The organism is Haloarcula sp. KBTZ06, from assembly GCF_048595605.1.
In the GTDB taxonomy this organism is placed as follows: domain Archaea; phylum Halobacteriota; class Halobacteria; order Halobacteriales; family Haloarculaceae; genus Haloarcula; species Haloarcula hispanica.
In genome coordinates this window covers 233,285-251,341 of sequence record NZ_CP184337.1, presented here as the reverse complement: position 1 = coordinate 251,341, position 18,057 = coordinate 233,285, and the positions used below count along the sequence as shown (strand labels likewise).

The following is an 18,057-nucleotide window of genomic DNA, read 5'->3' as shown; positions in this document are numbered from 1 at the left end:
TGTTAATAATCTGCTAGTAGATGTGTCTGTTATGGACGCTGTCGAACGGCCGACTTTCGAGACCAGCGCGGCGATGGAGGTGTATCAGCACGTCGAGCGACACGGGACGGCGGCACGGCACAGAGTCCGTGAGATGGTTGACCTCTCGCCGGAGGCGTTCGAGGAGGCACTGACACACCTCCTGTCGAAGGGGTACATCGAGGACGACGGCGGGACCCTGACGCTGGCGCTCGATGTCGGCTCGGTCGAGCAACACACCACAGACGGGCTGACGTACACGATTCGGCCGGCCCACAACGACGACTTCGAGGGGCTCGTCCAGACCATTCGGAACGTCTCCAGCGACGGCACGTACGTCGTCGCCGAGAGCGTCGCCGAGCAGTTGCTGTACGAGGACGCCGTCACGCGACACAACACGGTCGAATCGCGGGTGTTCTTCGTCGCCACAGTCGACGGGGAGGTCGTCGGCTGGTGTCACCTCGATATCCCGCAACTGGACAAGCTCCGCGAGACGGCCCAGCTCACCGTCGGCGTCAGGGAAGAGCAGCGTGGCCAGGGCATCGGCAGCCAGCTCATGCAACGCGGGCTGGACTGGGCGAAGGCCAACGGCTACCGGAAGCTGTACAACAGCGTGCCGGCGATCACGGAGAACGCGATGGTGTTCCTCGAAGACCACGGCTGGAACACCGAGGGTATCCGCCGGAACCACTACAGCATCGACGGCGAGCAGGTCGACGAGGTGATGATGGCCTACACGTTCGACTGACGGCGGACCACCGGTTTCTCACTACAGCAGGACGGCCAGCGCCAGCGCGATCCAGACGATTTTCAGCCCCGTGTTGACGACGATGACTTTCGAGCCGAACTCCCGGCCCCAGATGCCGAACTGGAAGGGAATCGAGCGCTTGAACGTCGAGACGGCAAAGGAGATGATACCGCCGACGAGCATCGTCGCCACGGCGGTCCGGGCAGTGAAGGTTCCGTTTCTGATGAGCGGCGCGATGACCGTCGCCCCCGAGGTCGTATCGAGAGCATAGGCGGCGATGACTGGGATGGCCGCGCCGGGCAAGCCGAGCAGCCCAGCGAACCCGTCGGCAGCGGCGGTGACGGAGGCCCCGTCGCTGCCAGCCAGCGCCAGTAGTTCGTCGCCGTAGGCGACGAGCAGTGAGACGACAGCGTAGATGGCCGCCAGCCGCGGCAGGATATCGCGGACCTTCTCGGCTGTCGCGTCGAACGCCGTCCTGACGGCCGCCCGGCGGCTCTCCGGACGCTCGTCGAACACGTCGCCCGCGTCGTCGGCCGTCCCGCCGTCGGGGGCTGGGCCGGCACCGGCGGCCGACCGGCCGACGTTGGACGCGTCCAGCAGGACCGCGCCGGCGGCGATGCCGGTCAGCGTAATCGCCAGCGCGATGAGCCCCCGCGTGGCGACGTACAGCACCCCGACCCGAAAGCCAAGAATCGGGATGAGTATCGGGGCGTAGAACGTGATGATGTGCTGGGCGAAGCCGAAGAACGTGTTGATGGTGACGGCGATTATCGTCGCACGGTCGGACAGCACGCCCGACTCGCGGAAGTCGGCGAGCATCCCGTAGCCGGCGGTCGTCGACGCCGTCGTCGTCAGGATAGCGGTGCCGACCTCGTCCGGGAGGTTCGCCGGCGACGTGAGATAGCGCGAGACGACGGCGATTTTCTCGACCAAGCCGAACGCGACCGCCAGTTCCGCGAGGAACACGCCAAAGGAGAGGAAGAGCGTGATGCGGAGGACCCTGATAGCGACCTCTCCGAGGACACCGACGACCGGATGGCCAAGTACCGCGGCGACGAGCGACTGCACGCCCGAAAGTAGGAGTCTGGCCGGCAAATGCCCATCGGTAGCGACAGAATCGCGTCGAGCGAGCAATCGCGTATGTGGCTTAGCACAGCCACTTCACCAAATCACACGAGCACGCGGACAGCACCGAACAGCACCACCACGCCCAGCACGTCACAGACGTTCGTGACGACGGGGATGACCACGTCGTCGGGGTCCAGTTCGAACCGGTAGGCGGCGTAGGTCGTCACCGTCGTCACGACGATAGCAAGCACCGCCAGCAGACTCCCGCTGACGAGCGCGACCAAAACGACCGTCCGGAGCGGGAGCGCAGTGCCGCCGATGACGGCCTGGAGGAGCCACGCACCGGCACCGACGAGCGGGAACAGCGTCACCGCGAGGGCAACGGTGGCGATTGCGTTGCCGGCGAGCCGGTCGTCAGTCGCCGCGAACGACAGGAGGCCGAGGTGAAACGCCGTCGAAAACCGCGCCGCGAGGATGCTGCCGAGGTTGCCCGCCATCCCGATGGTCACCGGGACGAGCACGAGCAACGACGGGTACTGCAGCAGCGTTCCCTCGAAGGTATCGAGCACGAGGCCGCTCCCGAGTTCGATAGCAGTGAGCACGACAAGGATGGGGAACATCGTCCGGACGATACCTGAAACCGACCACTGGGACGCGAACTCCGCCACTCAGCCACCCCCCAGTGCGAGGACGAGGCGGGTCGCGCCCAGCAGCGTCGCGATACCGACCACATCGCCCGTCGTCGTCACGACCGGGCCGGCCAGCGTGTCGGGATTGAGTCCGTGGCGGTAACCGACGAACACGACCGAGACGACGGCGATGGTCAACAGCAGTCCGGAGACGAAGCCCGCGATGAGCGCGATGGCGACGAGGGTCGTGAGCGGGGCCGACGGTCGACCGACCAGCGCGAGCAGGGCGACAGCCATCACCGCAGCGACGCCGCTGATGAGCACGCCGTTTGCCAGTGCCGCCGCGACGGCGGCGTTGATGCGGTCGTCGTCGAAGGAAAACCGAGGGTCGATAAGCCCCTGATGGAGTGCCGACCCCAGGCGTGCGCCGAGCGAGCCGTATACGTTCCCCCGAGTGGCGAGCAGCGCCGGCACGAGCACGAGCAGCCCGGCGACGTCCTGTAGCTCCGCGTCCATACCGCCGAGGACGACGCCCGCGAAGAGGCCACCGACCGCACTGAGCGCCAGCACCGGGAGCGATTCCCGGTAGGCTTCGAGTGCCACCTCGCGGACAGTCATTGCAGGGCGAAGGGCGGCGAGCGAAAAAAAGCCCCCTGATAGCGCTGGCGCGCCCTCAACCGGTCGACTGCACCCTGTCACGCCACGGCGGCGGTCCGACCGTCGTGTTGCCGACCGCGGTAAACCTGACAGTTCTGGTTACAGTGACTGGTTCGTCGCCGTCCGTGAGCGTCGTATACTCGGTCCGGTAGTGCCGGACAAGGCCCGACTGCGTGACGTGGGCGACGAGCGTCGCGTTCTCCCGGGACGCCCACGCTGTCGACGAGGTGTTCTCCCGTAGCCGGTCCCCTCTGATGACGTAGGTGGTCCCGTCTGACTGCTGGGGCTGCAAGGTCCGGGTGTGGAACGGGGCAACGGTCCGAGTGACGTCGGCGGCCGGACGGCCGTTCAACGCGGCGGCGTGAACCCAGTACCGCCACGTTCCGGCGTAGCTGTCCGGCGGGTCGTACTCGTTGTAGATCGTCTGGTTGTCGCGCACGAGTCGGCGGAGATACGTATCGCCGTCGGACCAGAACGACGCGGTCGCCGGCGGCCGACCGAGGAGCACCGGGGCGGCAGGGCCGCGGACAGTGACGTTGGCGAGGTGTGTCCGGTTCGCGTCCAGCACGACCTGGACTCGGAGGTGGGACCGCAACGACCCGTTTGCATATCTGACGGTCCGGTTCATCGTCAGCGTGTACCCGGTTCCGTTGAGACGGTCACCGTGTGCGGAACCGAGCAGAGATGGGCTGGTGACGCCCGTCGCCCCGACGCCGGCCGGATACGTGGTCGCGGAGTCGGTCGGCACCGGGGCGGGCGTCACCGGCGTCGCCGAGTCGTCGCCGCCGCTGAACCCGAACCCCCCACAGCCCGCGGTAACGACGACGATGAAGACGAGTAACTGCCGACGCAGATTCCTCGCCATGCTCTAGCAAACCAACCAGATCGGAATAAGTCTACGGATCGCCATTTAGCCGATATCTGTCAGTGCATGGATGTGAAACCGTTGGTTAACCTACCGAAACTATTATGATAGATTGAACCACCGTATGGAACATGCCAACTAATGGCAGTACGGTCAACCGACGACAGTTGCTGAAGAGTACGGGCGTTGCAGGTGTGGCGGGGCTGACGGGACTGGCCGGTTGTTCCGGTGGCGACGGTGGCGATGGTGGCGGCGATGGCGGCGATGGTGGCGACGGTGGCGGCGACGGTGGCGACGACTACCCGTCGCTCGGGAACTTCCCGGTCGAGGGCGACACGGTCACGTTCGGGTTCAACGTTCCACAGTCCGGGCCCTACTCCTCAGAGGGCCAGGACGAACTACGGGCGTACGAGCTCGCCCAGAAGCACCTCAACAACGGGGGTGGCTGGGTGGACAGCTTCGAGGACCTCAGCGGCGACGGCGTCCTCGGGTACACGGTCGATTCGGTGAACGGCGACACGGCGACCGACGCCGATACCGCTCGACAGGCCGCCTCGCGGATGATAAACCGGGACGACGTGGTGATGATCTCGGGCGGCTCTTCCAGCGCAGTGGCCATCGCCGTGCAGGGCCTCTGTCAGTCGCAGAACGTCATGTTCATGGCCTGTCTGACGCACTCGAACGACACGACCGGCAAAGACTGCGCCCGGTACGGGTTCCGAGAGATGTTCAACGCGTACATGACCGGGCAGGCACTCGCGCCGGTGCTTGAAAGCGAGTACGGCTCGGACAACGAGTTCTACCAGCTGTACGCCGACTACTCCTGGGGCCAGACCCAACAGGACTCGATGAACCAGTTCCTCTCGGAGATCGGCTGGGAAGAGGTCGACAGCGTGCCGACGCCGCTCGGGACCAGCGACTTCTCCTCGTATCTCTCGGAGGCCGCAAACAGCGGCGCGGACGTGCTCGTCCTGAACCACTACGGGCTGGACGGCGCGAACTCCGTCTCGCAGGCCGTCGATGCCGGTATCGACGAGGACATGGAGCTCGTCGTCCCGTTGTACAACCGCCCGATGGCACAGGCCGCCGGTGGCTCCATCGAAGGCATCTACGGAACGATCGCCTGGGACTCCCAGATCGACAACGAGGCGTCGAACGCGTTCACGCAGGCCTTCCAGGACGAGTACGACCGCGTCCCGTCCGGTCCGGCCCAGCTCGCCTACGCCCAGACGCTCCAGTACGCGGCCGCCGCCGAACGAGCGGGCACGTTCTACCCGCCGGAGGTCATCCGCCAACTGGAGGACTACGAGTACAGCAACATCGGCATGGGTCAGGAGACGATGCGTGCCTGCGACCACCAGGCCCAGCGTGACATTCCGGTCGCACAAGGGCTGCCGGAGAGCGAGCAGGGCGACGGGAACTTCATCGAGATTGTCGAGATCACGTCCCGAGACGACGTCGGATACGGGTGCGATTCCGGACCGGCCGCGGAGTGTGAACTCGGCGAGTACGGCGACGAATAGGGCAGAATCCGGGCAGGGGACCGTACCCCTCATGATTTATAGTGCATGAGGTTGCCTTACTTGATACACAAAAACTAGCATGATTAAGAATACGCAGAGAGTACGAGAAGAGTGCGGTGGGGGGGATCCGGCGTGACGCTACTCGCGGACATCCTCACCATCTTATTGAATGGGTTGCAACAGGGCGCGATTTACGTCCTGCTCGCGGTCGGACTGTCGATTATCCTCGGGACGCTAAAATTCGTTAACTTCGCGCACGGGGCACTGTACCTCGTCGGTGCGTATCTGGGGCTGTTCATAACTGGAAGTGTTCCATTGAATGACGGCCAACTGGTAGAATGGGGCATCCAGTCATACGGCATCGGACTGGGATTCATTGCTGCACTGGTCATCGTGCCGATTGTCGTGTTCGTTATCGGCCTCCTGATGGAGCGCTTCCTTGCACAGGCGTTCTACGACCGCCCCGACACCGACCAGATTCTCGTCACGTTCGGACTCGCAATCATCGTCCAGGAACTGCTCAGAGCGATGCTCGGCGGGAACAGCCAGCCGTTCCCACAGCCCTCGTGGGCATCCGGTCCCATCGCGCTGCCTGTCGTCGGGAACTTCCCGCGCTGGCGACTCGGCGTCATCGCGATTACGGCAGTCCTCGTTCTGGGCGTGTACGCCCTCGTCGAGTACACTGACTTCGGCCTCATCGTTCAGGCCGGTACCCTCGACGACGAGATGGTTCGCCTCCTGGGAATTAAACTGAGCCGGCCGTACCTCGTCGTCTTCGGCATCGGTGCCGCCCTCGCCGGCGTGGCCGGCGTCGTCGGCGGCCCGCTCGCCAACGTCAACCCCAACATCGGCACTGAACAGTTGGTGCCGGCGTTCCTGACCGTCGTCATCGGCGGCGTCGGGAAGATAGAAGGGGCCGTCGTGGCCGGGCTGATGCTCGGGACGCTGCAGGTACTCTTAATCCAGACCGGCTACGCCGCCTGGAGCCAGGTCGGCATCTACGCGCTCGCGGCGATAATCCTGCTGGTGCGTCCACAGGGGCTGCTGGGCTCGGAGGTTGATGTCTCGTGAGCGACGAACCGCGCGACGCGACTGCCACGGCGGCGGCCGACGCCGAGGCGGAGGTCACCGGCGGTCTCGGTGACCGCTGGGCCAGCTTCCGCGACCGGGAGATATCGACGGTGCTGCTCACGGTCGTGGGTGTGGCCGTCTTCCCGTTCCTGTTCAACAACTTCCTCAACGGCTACACGCAGCTGGCGACGCTAATACTCATCTACGGCATCTTCGCCGTCGGATTCGACATCTTGCTGGGGTACACCGGCCTGCTGTCGTTCGGCCACGCCGTCTTCTTCGGCGGCGCGGCCTACGCCGCCGGTATCTTCAGCGCGAGCGTGAGCAGCTCGCCGCTGCTAGTGTTGCTCGCCGGCACGGTGTTTGCAGTGTTGGTAGCGTGGATCGTCGGTTTCCTGTCGCTGCGCCGCGGCGGGATTTACTTCGCCATCCTGACGCTGACGTTCGGCCAAATGTCCTTCTATCTGGCGGCGTCGCCGCTGGCGTTCCTCACGAACGGTGAGAACGGGTTCACCTCCGTGGATATCGGCCACCTGCTGGGCGTCATCGACATCCACGGCGGGGTGCCGTTCCCGCTGTCGATGCTGGTCGACAACATGCTGTACGTGTTCGTCGCCGTCATGACTGTGCTGTCGGTCGCGATGGCAAACCGCATCCTGCACTCGCCGTACGGGACCGTGTTCCGCGCGATTCGGGAGAACGAGCGCCGAGCGGAGTTCGTCGGGCTGGACGTCTGGCGGTACAAGCTCATGGCGTTCATCATCTCGGCGGCCTTCGCCGGCATCGCCGGGAGCCTGTTCACCATCGAGGGGAACTACGTCCCCCTGCAGTCGCTGTACTGGACCGAGTCCGGGCGCATCGTCATCATGACTGTGCTCGGCGGCGTCGGGTCACTGTTCGGGCCGCTGTTCGGTGCTGGCCTGTACCTGTACATCGAGAATATCGTCAGCGGGTTCGAGACGCTCGGCCCGTTCTGGCACCTCATTCTCGGCATCGTGTTCGTCGTCGCCGTCGTCCTCTTCCCGAACGGAATCTGGGGCGGTATCGACTACGTTCGTGACATGGTCGTCGGAGGTGAGGACGAATGACAGTCCTCAAAACGGAGCGGCTCACCAAGCAGTTCGGCGGCCTCACGGCCGTCGACGAAGTGGACCTGGAAATAGAACAGGGTGAAGGCGTGAGCCTCATCGGACCCAACGGCGCGGGGAAATCGACGTTCATCAACCTCGTCACCAGACGGCTCGAACCGAGCTACGGCGAGATCGCGTTCCAAGGGGATTCCATCATCGGAATGGACCCACACGAGGTCGTCCAGCGGGGGATGAGCAAGTCCTTCCAGACGGCCTCTATCTTCCCCGAACTGACCGTCAAGGAGAACGCGACTATCGCGGCGCTGGCGGCCGAGCACGGCTCGTTCCGGTTCAACTTCTTCCGGAACCAGAACAGCTATCCGGCGGTCGACGAACTGGCGAACGAGGTCCTCGAATCAGTCGGGCTGTACGACGAGCGCGAGAACCAAGCTGATAGCCTCGACTACGGGAACAAGCGCCGGCTCGAACTCGGCATTGCGCTGGCCGCCGAACCGGATATGCTGCTGATGGACGAGCCGACCGCCGGGATGAGCCCCGAGGAGACGAAATCGACCGTCGACCTGATCAAGCGAGTCAAGGATGAACTCGACCTGACCTTCCTGCTGGTCGAACACGACATGGAGATCGTCTTCGACATCTCCGACCGTATCATCGTCCTCAACCGCGGGTCAGTCATCGCGAAGGGGACCCCCGACCAAGTGCAGGACGACCCCGCTGTGCAGGAAGCGTACCTCGGAGGTGTCGAAGAATGACGCTGCTCGACGTGGACAACATCAACGGCTACTACGGCGAGAGCCACATCATTCAGGACGTATCGATGAACGTCGACGACGGCGAGATCACGGCCCTGCTGGGCCGCAACGGAGCGGGGAAGACCTCGACGCTCCGGTGTATCTCCGGGGCGACGCCGCCCGACGTCCGGAGCGGCACGATCCAGTTCGACGGAACGAACATCACCAACGACCCGCCAGAGGACATCGCCGTCCGCGGCATCTCGCTGGTCCCGGAAGAACGGCGCGTGTTCACCGATCTCACTGTCGCGGAGAACCTGCACCTCGCGGACACCGTCCGCAACAAGACGAACACCTGGCGGCGGAAGCTCGATTTCCGCGACGAAGGGATGTCGACGGCGGAAATCTACGAGTACTTCCCGAGACTCGACGAACGACGCTCCCAGAAAGCCGGAACACTCTCGGGCGGCGAACAGCAGATGCTCGCAATCGCCCGCGCGCTCCATCAGAGCACCGACCTGTTGATGCTCGATGAGCCATATGAGGGGCTTGCTCCGCAGATCATCCAGTCCGTCGAGAATGCCATCGAACGCATCAGCGAAGACGGTACGACGATACTGCTGGTCGAACAAAACGCCGTGGCGGCGATGAAAATCGCCGACCGGTGTTACGTGCTGGACCGCGGGCAAGTGGTCTTCGAGGGACCGGCCGAGGAACTGCAGAACGACCAAGAGACCCGCGACAAGTACCTAGGTGTCTAAATGTCCCAAACACAGTCCCCCGAAGCGTTACTCGACGCACTGCAATCGGAAGGTGTCGTCGTCATCGACGAGGAAACGGACGAAGTCAGCACGACGGAAGCGTTCGAGGCCGACCGCGAGGTGTACTACGACACCTACGTGACGATGGGCGACACGGAGTTCCACGAGTCCGTCGCCGACGTGTTCGGCCTCGATTCGGCCGCCGAAGCGGCCGAGCGGGTCGACGAACTCGACGTGTCGCGCGAGGAGTTCGCCACGTTCCTGACCCTGCGGTCGAACGTCGACGACTCGTACACCACCGTGGAGCTGACGACGATGGCACAGATGGCGACCGAGCTAGGTCCGGAGACGCCGGTCCCCGACGCGGTCGAACACCTCGACGACGACAGCTACGCGGCCTTCGTCGACGCCCACGACCGGTGTGTCGTTACAGTGTGGAAACTGTTCTGTGACCCCTGTGAAGCCATGAAAGAACAGTTAGACGACGTGCTGGCCGCGTTCCCGGACGGCGTCCCGGTCGGCGGCGTCGCCGGCGAGCGGTCCCCGGAGTTCTGTCGGTCGGTCGGTGTCAACGCGGCACCCGCCGTCGTGCTGTTCGAGGACGGCGAGCCCGTCGAGCGGATCACTGGCCGGACGGACCCGTCGCCGCTCGCTGAACGGGTCGAGGAAGTGTACGGCGTCTGACTGCGGCGTTACTCCTCTTCGCCGCTGCAGACCAGCACGGAGCGATCCGTGCCGAGAATCACGCTCTGCGTGACACTGCCGAACAGCACCTTGCCCGTCGGCGTCCGCTTGCGTCCGGCGACGACAATCATGTCGGCGTCCTGCTCGTCAGCCAGGCGGAGGATCGCGTCGGCCGGTTCGCCGCTTGACTCTTCCAGCGCCACCTCGACGCCTGCCTCCTCGAGGACTTCCCGGGCCCGGCGCACAGAGGCCACCTGATCGACGGACGCGCCTTCGGGGTTCTCCTCGAAGTCGTGTAGCAGCGTAACACGGACCTGGCTGGTGTCCATCGGAACTTCGGTTATCGCTTCCGCGATGGCGGTCCCACGAGCCTCACTTTTGTCTATCCCAGCGACAATTTCGTACATGCTCGCTTCATCCGTAGGACGGGCCAACCCTTAGTTCTGGCCCGGATTTCGAGCATAGATCATCAAAAATACCGTCGCGTCTCACGTCGCGCGGACCGAGAAAGTGGCGTCAGTCGCCGAACGGCCCCATACCGCCGCCACCCATGCCACCCATGCCGCCACCGCCGCCTCCGCCGCCCTGTTGCATCTGTTTCATCATCCGCTCCATGTCGCCGTCGCCCATGCCCTGGAACTGCTTGAGCATCTGCTCCATCTGCTTGTGCTGCTGGAGGAGTTCACGCACCCGCTCCTCGGGCTTACCGGACCCACGGCAGATGCGCCTGGTCCGGGACTGGCCGACGACGCGGGGGTTCTCCAGTTCCTCCTCGGTCATCGAGTCCATGATGACGTCGAAGTCCCGCATCCGCTCCTGGGTCACGTCCATCGCGTCGTCGGGGAGCTGGTCCATCAGCCCGCCGCCCAGCCCGGGAATCATGTCCATCACCTGGTCCAGCGGCCCCATGTTGTTCATCGTCTGCATCTGCTTGCGCATGTCCTTGAGGGTGAACTGCCCCTCCAGCATGTCCTCGGGGTCCCAGTCCTCCTCGTCGCCTTCCTGGGTTTCCTCCATCGCGCGCTCGACGCGCTCGGTGAGCTGTTTGAGGTCGCCCATCCCGAGCAGGCGCGAGATGAACCCGGAGGGCTCGAACCGCTCGATGTCCTTGACCGTCTCCCCAGAGCCGAGGAAGGCGATGGTGGAGTCAGTCTCGTTGACGGCGGCGAGCGCGCCGCCACCTTTCGCCGTCCCGTCGAGTTTCGTTATGACGACGCCGTCGATGCCAATCGCCGCCTCGAAGTCGGCGGCCTGGCTCTTGGCGCTCTGGCCCATCGCCGCGTCCAGCACGAGCAGGTCCCGGTCGGGCTGGACCTCCTGCTCGATGCGCTCGATCTGTTCGATAAGCTCCTCGTTCAGGCCGTCACGGCCCGCCGTGTCCACGATGCGAACGTCCGCGTTCGCCGTCGCTTCCAGCCCGTCCCGGGCGATCTTCACGGGGTCGTCCTCGTCGGGGTCGCCGTAGAAGTCGACCTCGGCGCGCTCGGCCATCTCCTTGGACTGGTCGTACGCGCCGGGCCGGTCCGTGTCGGTCTGGATGATAGCCGGCCGGAGCCCTTTCGTCGAGAACCACCACGCCATCTTCGCGGCCGTGGTCGTCTTCCCCGACCCGTACAGGCCGGCGAGCATGATGGTCTGCTCTTCTAGCGGTAGTTCGGTCGACTCGCCAACGAGGTCGACCAGTTCCTCGTAGACGATCCGAAGGACCCAATCGCGTGGGGTCGTCCCCGCCGGCGGTTCCTCCTCCAGCGCGCGCGTCTCGATGCTGTCAGAGAGGTCCTGTACGAGCCCGACGTCCACGTCGGCCTGCAACAGCGACCGCTGAATCTCCTTGACGATGTCCTCAATGTCCTCCTCGGAGAGCCGGGACTTCCCCCGGAGGTCATCAAGTGTCCCCCGGAGCGAACTCCCAAGATCGTCGAGTACCATTGTTAGCGCGAGATACGCGACGGCGCGGGTAAAGGCTTGTTGTCATGCTGTCGCCCGCTAACCGCTGGGATGACTGCCGTATCCGTTCGGCTGAGGCTGATTCGCTCATTGCTATCGGAGCGAGGCCGACCGGCAGGTCCATCTCACGTTTCCGGCCATCTTCGGGCGAGACGTGTTATCTGTGTGCGACAGCATCTGCATGATTAATTCCACGTCTACCGGTGGCGAAAGGGTGAAGAGGTCGAACCGACTGGTCGACAATATGGGCGTTCTCGGGCAGCTCGGATTCATGGTCGCCTTTCTTTCGGCCGGCGTCGCCGCCGGCCACTTCGGGCTGTTGACCGACCGGCGGACGGATATCCTCACCACACTCGTCTTTACTGTCGCCCTGCCGGCGCTCATATTCCGGTCCACGTACAACCGCCCGCTACGGGAGATTATCTCGCCGGCGTTGCTCGGGGGCTTCTGGGCCGTCATCGCGCTGACGATAACGCTGGGCTGGCTCGTCCACCGGCGGCTGGAATCCCCCGACCGCCGCAGCGTCTCCGTCGTCCAGTCGTATCACAGCAACATGGGGTTTCTCGGGCTGCCGCTCGTGGCAGCGACGATGGGCAGCGAAGCGACGGCCGTCGCCAGCGTCATCCTCGGTATCGGCGCGGTGACCCACGTCCCGGTGACGGTGTTCCTGCTGGTCCGCATCAACGGCAGCGACGCCTCGCTGCTGGGCGAGTGCAGGAAACTCGTGACGAACCCGGTGCTCATCGCGCTGGCGGCCGGCATCACGGCCTCGGTCCTGTCGCTGTCCGTTCCGGAGCCACTCGTCGGTGCGCTCGGTCCGCCGGCCGAACTGGCGCTCCCGGTCGCCCTGCTGTGTATCGGTGCGACGCTCGACACGGACCTCCCGGTGGCGGACCTGCAGAAGACCGTCAGCGTCGTCGGGCTGAAGGTGCTGTGGATGCCGGCGCTGGCGTGGCTGGTGTACTCCTCGCTATCGATGGACGCGACGGCGCTGGGCGCAGCGGTCGTGATGCTCGGCACCCCGACAGCGGTGTCGACGTACGTCTACACGACGGAACTCGGTGGCGACGCCGCGTTCGCCTCGCTGAACGTCTTCACCTCGACGGTGGCCTCAATCGGAACGCTCTCCGTGCTGATCTGGCTGTTCGCCTGACGCCCCGCCGTGGTCACACTTTTGCCCGCCGACGCCCCCACCGACGATATGGGCTATCACCAGATCAACCCCGAGGACCTGTCGGAAACTGCGGACTACCCCTGTGACCGGCGCGGCGTCTCCGACGCCGCCGAACTCCACGCGCTCCACGCGGCCACCTACGAGATGGCACCCGGCGAAGACCTCTCGCGGGCCTATCACTACCACGAGACCCGCGAGGAGCTGTTTTACGTGCTCAACGGCACGCTCCACGTCGAAACGCCCGACGGGGAGTTCGTGGTCGCCGCTGACGAGGTGTTCGTCGCCGAGCCGGAAAGCCCACACCGCGCGCACAACCCCGCCGACGCCGACGAGCCAGTCACGGTCCTCGGCGTCGGCGCGCCGCCGACCGACATCGCGCTGCCGTACGACCCCGACACGTAGCGAGGGGGCTCGGCGGTTCAGACACGCTTTTCAGCCACCCCATCACAGTTGCGCCCATGACGAGCAAACAGGCGGTACAACAGGAACTGGTCGACAGCGGCGTCACGGCAGTCCTGCGCGGGATTCCCGAGGAAAAGATGGTCGACGTGGCGACAGCCGTCCACGAAGGCGGAGTCACAGCGCTGGAACTGACGGCCGACGCGAAGCGCTGCTCGGACATGATCGCCGCGGTCGACAAGGCTCTGGACGACACCGACGCCATCATCGGGGCCGGCACAGTCATGGACGCCGCCGCCGCCCGCAACGTCATCGAGGCCGGCGCGGAGTTCGTCCTCGCGCCGAACCTCAACGAGGACGTCATCGACGTGTGCAATCGCGAGGGCGTCCTCGCCATCCCCGGCGTCATGACGCCGACGGAGGCCGCCGACGCGATGGAGGCGGGTGCGGACATCCTGAAGATGTTCCCGGCGAAAACGGTCGGCCCGGCACACATCGGCGCGCTGCAGGGTCCGCTCGGCGACGTCCCGATTATGCCGACCGGCGGCGTCTCGACCGACAACGTCGACGAGTTCTTTGATGCCGGCGCGGTCGCTGTCGGCGCGGGCTCGGCGCTGGTCAACTACGAGGCAATCGAGAATGACGACATGGACGGCGTCCGCGAACAGGCCGCAGAGTTCGTCGCCGCCGTCGAGGCCGCCCGAGAGTAGCTCACCCGACCGGTGGGAAAAAGATCTGGTACGGCGCGGGCGGCTTACGCTTCGGTTTCGTTCGCGGTCGTTTCGTTGCCTGTCTCGTTCCCGGCTGTGCCGGTCTCATTGCCGGGCAGTTCGGTTTCGTTGCTAGGTATTTCGGTTTCGTTACCGGGTATATCTGTTTCGTTGCCCGGAATATCTGTTTCGTTGCCCGGAATATCTGTCTCGTTTCCAGGAATTTCAGTTTCGTTGCCCGGAGCCTCGGTCCCGTTCCCGGGCAGTTCGGTTTCGTTGCCCGATACTTCGGTCTCATTGCCGGGCAGTTCGGTTTCAGCATCCGGAATCTCGGTCTCGTTCCCGAGGGCATCGGTTTCGTTCTCGCCGAGTTCCGTCTCGGTATCCATCCCAGTTCCTTCTTCGGTCTGGGCTTCAGTTTCCGTCTGCGATTCCGTACCGGCTTCCGTCATCGCGTCAGTCTCTGCTGCCGTAGATGTGCCCGGAGCTTCGGCACCGCCGCCACCGCCAGTCTCCGTACCGCTGCCGCCAGTGTCACTACAGCCAGCCAGCGCCACGAGTGCGCCGCCTGCGATTTTGATAACGTTCCGTCGAGATGTGGGTCGTCCCATAGCGTTTGCCCGAAGAGAAGCCGGACAGTTTATGAATGACCTGCTAAGCGTCTGACGGAGAGCCGACAGAACGGCTTAGCAACACCCGAAGGTGGGCCGGTTCGCAAAGCAAACATAAACGATCTGTTTCAGATCATGAATGGTTCGAGTCCGGTATTTCGGCCAGTTCACGGGTGGTTCTACACCTCGATAGCCGAACATCGGCCTGTTGCGGTGTGGTTCGAGACCCGAGTTACAACTATCCGTACTGTTCCCGAGCGGTTATCGAGCGCATAGGTATCTTCGTCCCCGGGTCACGATATCAGGCCCTGCGTTGTTAGTCAGACAGCCGTTTTAGCTGTCAAAATCGCTCAGTCGCCGTTTAGCAACGTCATAACCTGGACGCAGTGGGCAGCATCCCCATGCCCGCGGGAACTCCCGTAGCCGTAATTGTCGCCGCCGTCGTCTGGAACACCGGGTATCGGTCCGCCTCCGTCAGTTACGAGCCGTGTCTCGTCAACAGGGAGACCACGGTCACCCGACGACAGCACGATGAGTTCGGGTGCGACATCAGCCGGCGCGACCTGCCGGCAGTAGCGTCCATCAGACATCGGTGGCTCCCTCTGCCGGACCACTGTCAGCCCCATTCCTCACATCGCCGGAAACGTCGCGTCGTTCGATTGTCTGCATTGGTATCACGCTACGATACTGTGTGGACCAGTCATGAACAGCAAACGACTTCAACGCGCCCCTGTCGGCGAAAACGACCACACCTGCGATGGAGTGGCAGTATTTTCCGCATCGCACGCGGTGCGTTCCCGTCGGAAGAGCGCGAACTCGCCGGGTTCTACACAAACAGGGTCGACAATGGCCGCTCATGTGCCGCAGGTAGCAGCAAAAGTAACCGCGAAGTCCGAGGCCTACTCGCCGATGAGGCTGTCGACGATTTCCTCGGGGTCGAACGGTTCGAGGTCGCCGTAGTCCTGGCCGGTCCCCAGGAAGAGGATCGGCTTGCCGGTGACGTGCGCGACGGAGATGGCCGCGCCGCCCTGCGGGTCGGCGTCGGCTTTCGTCAGAATCGCCCCGTCGATCTCGGCCGCATCGTTGAACTCGCGCGCCCGGTTGACGGCGTCCTGACCCGCGACCGCCTCGTCCACGAACAGCGTCATGTCCGGGTCGATGTTGCGGTCGATCTTCTCCAACTGGGCCATCAGGTCGTCCGAGGTGTGGAGTCGGCCGGCCGTATCGCCCAGCACCACGTCGATGTCGTTGGCCTTGGCGTACTCGACGGCGTCGTAGACGACCGCCGTCGGGTCCGACCCCTGCTCGTGGGTGATGATCTTCTTGTCGAGGTTCTCGGCGTGTTTCTCCAGTTGCTCGTTTGCGCCAGCGCGGTAGGTGTCGCCGTTGGCGAGCACCGTCGAGAGTCCACGGTCCTCGAAGTACTGGGCGAGTTTCGCTATCGAGGTCGTCTTGCCGACGCCGTTGACCCCGGTGAACACGATGGTTACCGGCTTGTCTGCCTGCTGGACGCGCTCGTCGAAGTCGAACTGGCCGACGTTGATAACGTCGTACAGCGACTCCCGGAGCGCGTCCCGGACGAGGTTCCCCGTGCTGGAGAGCCGTCGGCGGGTCTGACCCGTGAGGTTCTCCTTGACGCCGTCGAGGATCTCGTTGGCGACGCTCATCTCCACGTCGCTCGACAGCAGGGCCAGTTCGAGGTCGTCGAGGTGGCTCTGTAAGTCCTCCTCCTCGATAACCGTCTTCCCGGTCGCCATGAGCTTCGCCTTCGCGGCGAGACCGCGGCCGCCGTCGTCGTCTTCTTCGGACTCCGAATCGGTGTCGGATGCCGAGTCGTCCTCTACCTCTGTGGCGTCGTCAGACTGGGAAACTTCATCCTGGATCGCGTCTGTGTCTTCGACTGCCGTAGACGACGCTGTGGCTGGCTCGTCTATCGCGTCGGAGTCAGCGGCCGGCGGTTCAGAACCAGTCTGTGGCTGGTCGCTCTCGACCGCAGCCGCCTGCGTGTCGTCTTCGGACGGCTGCGAGTCCGTTGCGGGCTCAGCGTCGGCCGCCTGGTCGGCAGTTGCTTCCCCGTCAGCCCCGTCGGCGTCCGGTTCGTCCTCCGCTTCGAGTGCGTCGTCGTCGACGTCCTCCTCGACGTCACTCGTGAACCCGCTGAGTTTGTCCTTCAGTCCGTCGAACATGGCGGCCTTACTCGTCTTCCTGCTCTTGCTGTTGCATCATCTGCTGCATCTGCTGCTGTTGCATCTGCTGGGCCTGCTGTTCGAGCTCTTCCATCTCGGTCTCGACTTCGGCCTTCTCTTCCTGCAGGTCGCTGATGTGGTCGTCCAGCGTCTCCTTCTTGGTTTCCAGCGTGCTGACAGCGCCGTCCTGCTCGCGCTCCGCGGAGTAGCCGCCACCGAGGGAGACGACGACCTCGTCGATGTCCTCGATAGTCGCGCGGATGTAGGCGTCGCCGCCGAGCGGGACCTGCACCGTGGAGCCGGAGTCAAGCGTCTCGATGGCCTCGATTGCCTCGTCGATGTCAGTCTGCTTGTCGCGGAGGCGCTCGATTTCCTCGTCGATAGCGTCGACTTCCTGCTCCATCTGCTCGATCTCCTGTGCGACCTGCTGCATCTGACCGCCGCCGCCACCGCCGCCACCGCCCATCATGCTGCCACCTCCTCGATTGTGATCTGCGTGCGCTTGAGGTTGTGCTGGGAGCCGAAGTCGCTGTAAACGCGCTCCTCAGCGACGTTCTCGTTTGGCGCGTCGACCTCCTTCTCGAACTGCTGTGGGCCGTCTCGGGCCGGGAAACTACCGCGAACAGTGTACGTGCTCATACACGCAGGTGCGGGCAGGGCAGGGAAGTATCTTCCCCTTCCGTCCGTCCCACCATCCACAAGAGTAGCCGCCGCTACCCAGCGACTGCGACGGCCACACGGCTGGAAAACGAGCGACGGGCCTACTCCTCGGACGCCGGGGCGTACACCATATCGCCGCCACACTCGGGACAGGACGGGCGAAGTACACCTGTCGAGTAGTCACACTTCCGGCAGACGAGGCGGTTCTGGTCTTCCGCGGGCGGTGTTCGCTGGACCATACGTGACGTTTGGGGACGCACTATATTATTCTTTGACACGAGCTGTCATGGTTGCCGGCCCCGATGGATTTCCCGGGGCAATACGTACAGCCAGCTATGAGCGAGACGACTTACCAGTGCGAGTGCGGTGCGGCCCTGCGATTCAGGCAGGACCTGACGCTGGAGCGGGGCGGAACCAGTCGGGCCTGGGCGTGTGGGGACTGCGGACTGCCCGTTCCAAGCGTGGTGGCAGAAAAACTCAGCCACCAGCATCCGTCCTGAGCGGGCAGCAGAATGAAAACCGCG

General features: G+C 64.3%; 23 protein-coding genes. 11 read left to right on the top strand and 12 right to left on the bottom strand.

The window, feature by feature from the left end:
* The first annotated feature begins 31 nt into the window (after window positions 1–31).
* On the top strand, window positions 32–766 hold the full coding sequence (locus ACNO8S_RS01340; protein ID WP_014039394.1) for a GNAT family N-acetyltransferase: 735 nt from the start codon (window positions 32–34) through the stop codon (window positions 764–766).
* Between the two features lie 21 nt (window positions 767–787).
* Here the strand turns inward: ACNO8S_RS01340 and ACNO8S_RS01335 are convergent, their stop codons facing one another.
* The 4 genes from ACNO8S_RS01335 to ACNO8S_RS01320 form a co-directional block, all read right to left on the bottom strand.
* Window positions 788–1,834, bottom strand: a complete 1,047-nt coding sequence (locus tag ACNO8S_RS01335) for a hypothetical protein (protein WP_064287358.1) — start codon at window positions 1,832–1,834, stop codon at window positions 788–790.
* Window positions 1,835–1,935: 101 nt separating this feature from the next.
* Window positions 1,936–2,502 (bottom strand): magnesium transporter, encoded by a 567-nt coding sequence (locus tag ACNO8S_RS01330; protein ID WP_014039392.1) that lies wholly within the window; start codon window positions 2,500–2,502, stop codon window positions 1,936–1,938.
* The gene (locus ACNO8S_RS01325) at window positions 2,503–3,081 is read right to left on the bottom strand and encodes a magnesium transporter (RefSeq protein WP_014039391.1); all 579 of its coding nucleotides are present in this window, start codon (window positions 3,079–3,081) and stop codon (window positions 2,503–2,505) included.
* A 55-nt stretch (window positions 3,082–3,136) separates the two neighbouring features.
* Window positions 3,137–3,985 carry a DUF7537 family lipoprotein gene (locus tag ACNO8S_RS01320; RefSeq protein WP_420182361.1) on the bottom strand — a complete coding sequence of 283 codons (849 nt, stop codon included), beginning with the start codon at window positions 3,983–3,985 and terminating at the stop codon, window positions 3,137–3,139.
* A 131-nt stretch (window positions 3,986–4,116) separates the two neighbouring features.
* Between ACNO8S_RS01320 and ACNO8S_RS01315 the strand changes: the two genes are divergently transcribed.
* The 6 genes from ACNO8S_RS01315 (at window position 4,117) to ACNO8S_RS01290 (ending at window position 9,846) form a co-directional block, all read left to right on the top strand.
* Window positions 4,117–5,508, top strand: coding sequence for a substrate-binding protein (locus ACNO8S_RS01315; protein ID WP_014039389.1), 1,392 nt, complete (start codon window positions 4,117–4,119; stop codon window positions 5,506–5,508).
* 132 nt (window positions 5,509–5,640) lie between these two features.
* The gene (locus ACNO8S_RS01310; RefSeq protein WP_014039388.1) at window positions 5,641–6,579 is read left to right on the top strand and encodes a branched-chain amino acid ABC transporter permease; all 939 of its coding nucleotides are present in this window, start codon (window positions 5,641–5,643) and stop codon (window positions 6,577–6,579) included.
* Window positions 6,576–7,667: a branched-chain amino acid ABC transporter permease gene (locus ACNO8S_RS01305; protein ID WP_064287357.1), complete on the top strand. Its 1,092-nt coding sequence runs from the start codon at window positions 6,576–6,578 to the stop codon at window positions 7,665–7,667. The genes ACNO8S_RS01310 and ACNO8S_RS01305 overlap by 4 nt, the downstream gene beginning before the upstream one ends.
* Window positions 7,664–8,422 (top strand): ABC transporter ATP-binding protein, encoded by a 759-nt coding sequence (locus ACNO8S_RS01300; protein ID WP_014039386.1) that lies wholly within the window; start codon window positions 7,664–7,666, stop codon window positions 8,420–8,422. The genes ACNO8S_RS01305 and ACNO8S_RS01300 overlap by 4 nt, the downstream gene beginning before the upstream one ends.
* Window positions 8,419–9,162, top strand: a complete 744-nt coding sequence (locus ACNO8S_RS01295) for an ABC transporter ATP-binding protein (protein ID WP_014039385.1) — start codon at window positions 8,419–8,421, stop codon at window positions 9,160–9,162. Before ACNO8S_RS01300 ends, ACNO8S_RS01295 begins: the two co-directional genes overlap by 4 nt.
* Complete coding sequence (locus tag ACNO8S_RS01290) at window positions 9,163–9,846, top strand: thioredoxin family protein (RefSeq protein ID WP_050037480.1); 684 nt, start codon at window positions 9,163–9,165, stop codon at window positions 9,844–9,846.
* 8 nt (window positions 9,847–9,854) lie between these two features.
* Here ACNO8S_RS01290 and ACNO8S_RS01285 read toward each other — a convergent pair whose 3' ends face one another.
* Both ACNO8S_RS01285 and ACNO8S_RS01280 read right to left on the bottom strand, forming a co-directional pair.
* Window positions 9,855–10,253, bottom strand: a complete 399-nt coding sequence (locus ACNO8S_RS01285) for a universal stress protein (protein WP_014039383.1) — start codon at window positions 10,251–10,253, stop codon at window positions 9,855–9,857.
* Window positions 10,254–10,362: 109 nt separating this feature from the next.
* On the bottom strand, window positions 10,363–11,775 hold the full coding sequence (locus ACNO8S_RS01280; protein WP_014039382.1) for a signal recognition particle protein Srp54: 1,413 nt from the start codon (window positions 11,773–11,775) through the stop codon (window positions 10,363–10,365).
* 262 nt (window positions 11,776–12,037) lie between these two features.
* Between ACNO8S_RS01280 and ACNO8S_RS01275 the strand changes: the two genes are divergently transcribed.
* From ACNO8S_RS01275 to ACNO8S_RS01265, 3 genes are read left to right on the top strand one after another with little or no spacing between them, the layout of a single operon-like run.
* On the top strand, window positions 12,038–12,946 hold the full coding sequence (locus tag ACNO8S_RS01275) for an AEC family transporter (protein ID WP_420182360.1): 909 nt from the start codon (window positions 12,038–12,040) through the stop codon (window positions 12,944–12,946).
* Between the two features lie 48 nt (window positions 12,947–12,994).
* Window positions 12,995–13,369: a cupin domain-containing protein gene (locus tag ACNO8S_RS01270; protein WP_420182359.1), complete on the top strand. Its 375-nt coding sequence runs from the start codon at window positions 12,995–12,997 to the stop codon at window positions 13,367–13,369.
* Between the two features lie 56 nt (window positions 13,370–13,425).
* The gene (locus ACNO8S_RS01265; RefSeq protein ID WP_420182358.1) at window positions 13,426–14,076 is read left to right on the top strand and encodes a bifunctional 4-hydroxy-2-oxoglutarate aldolase/2-dehydro-3-deoxy-phosphogluconate aldolase; all 651 of its coding nucleotides are present in this window, start codon (window positions 13,426–13,428) and stop codon (window positions 14,074–14,076) included.
* 44 nt (window positions 14,077–14,120) lie between these two features.
* Here ACNO8S_RS01265 and ACNO8S_RS01260 read toward each other — a convergent pair whose 3' ends face one another.
* From ACNO8S_RS01260 to ACNO8S_RS01235, 6 genes are all read right to left on the bottom strand, one after another.
* A complete protein-coding gene (locus ACNO8S_RS01260; protein WP_420182357.1) occupies window positions 14,121–14,687 on the bottom strand; it encodes a cell wall anchor protein in 567 nt (188 codons plus the stop codon).
* Between the two features lie 350 nt (window positions 14,688–15,037).
* Window positions 15,038–15,277: a hypothetical protein gene (locus tag ACNO8S_RS01255; protein ID WP_079980820.1), complete on the bottom strand. Its 240-nt coding sequence runs from the start codon at window positions 15,275–15,277 to the stop codon at window positions 15,038–15,040.
* Between the two features lie 309 nt (window positions 15,278–15,586).
* A complete protein-coding gene (gene ftsY, locus ACNO8S_RS01250; protein ID WP_050007681.1) occupies window positions 15,587–16,873 on the bottom strand; it encodes a signal recognition particle-docking protein FtsY in 1,287 nt (428 codons plus the stop codon).
* 7 nt (window positions 16,874–16,880) lie between these two features.
* Window positions 16,881–17,342 (bottom strand): prefoldin subunit alpha, encoded by a 462-nt coding sequence (gene pfdA, locus ACNO8S_RS01245; RefSeq protein WP_014039375.1) that lies wholly within the window; start codon window positions 17,340–17,342, stop codon window positions 16,881–16,883.
* The gene (rpl18a, locus tag ACNO8S_RS01240; RefSeq protein ID WP_004594032.1) at window positions 17,339–17,512 is read right to left on the bottom strand and encodes a 50S ribosomal protein L18Ae; all 174 of its coding nucleotides are present in this window, start codon (window positions 17,510–17,512) and stop codon (window positions 17,339–17,341) included. The genes pfdA and rpl18a overlap by 4 nt, the downstream gene beginning before the upstream one ends.
* 122 nt (window positions 17,513–17,634) lie before the next feature.
* Entirely contained in the window at window positions 17,635–17,772 is a 138-nt protein-coding gene (locus ACNO8S_RS01235; protein WP_014039374.1) for a hypothetical protein, read from the bottom strand.
* 96 nt (window positions 17,773–17,868) lie between these two features.
* Here ACNO8S_RS01235 and ACNO8S_RS01230 point away from each other — a divergent pair, with 96 nt between their 5' ends.
* A complete protein-coding gene (locus tag ACNO8S_RS01230) occupies window positions 17,869–18,033 on the top strand; it encodes a hypothetical protein (RefSeq protein WP_023843110.1) in 165 nt (54 codons plus the stop codon).
* Window positions 18,034–18,057: the final 24 nt, after the last annotated feature.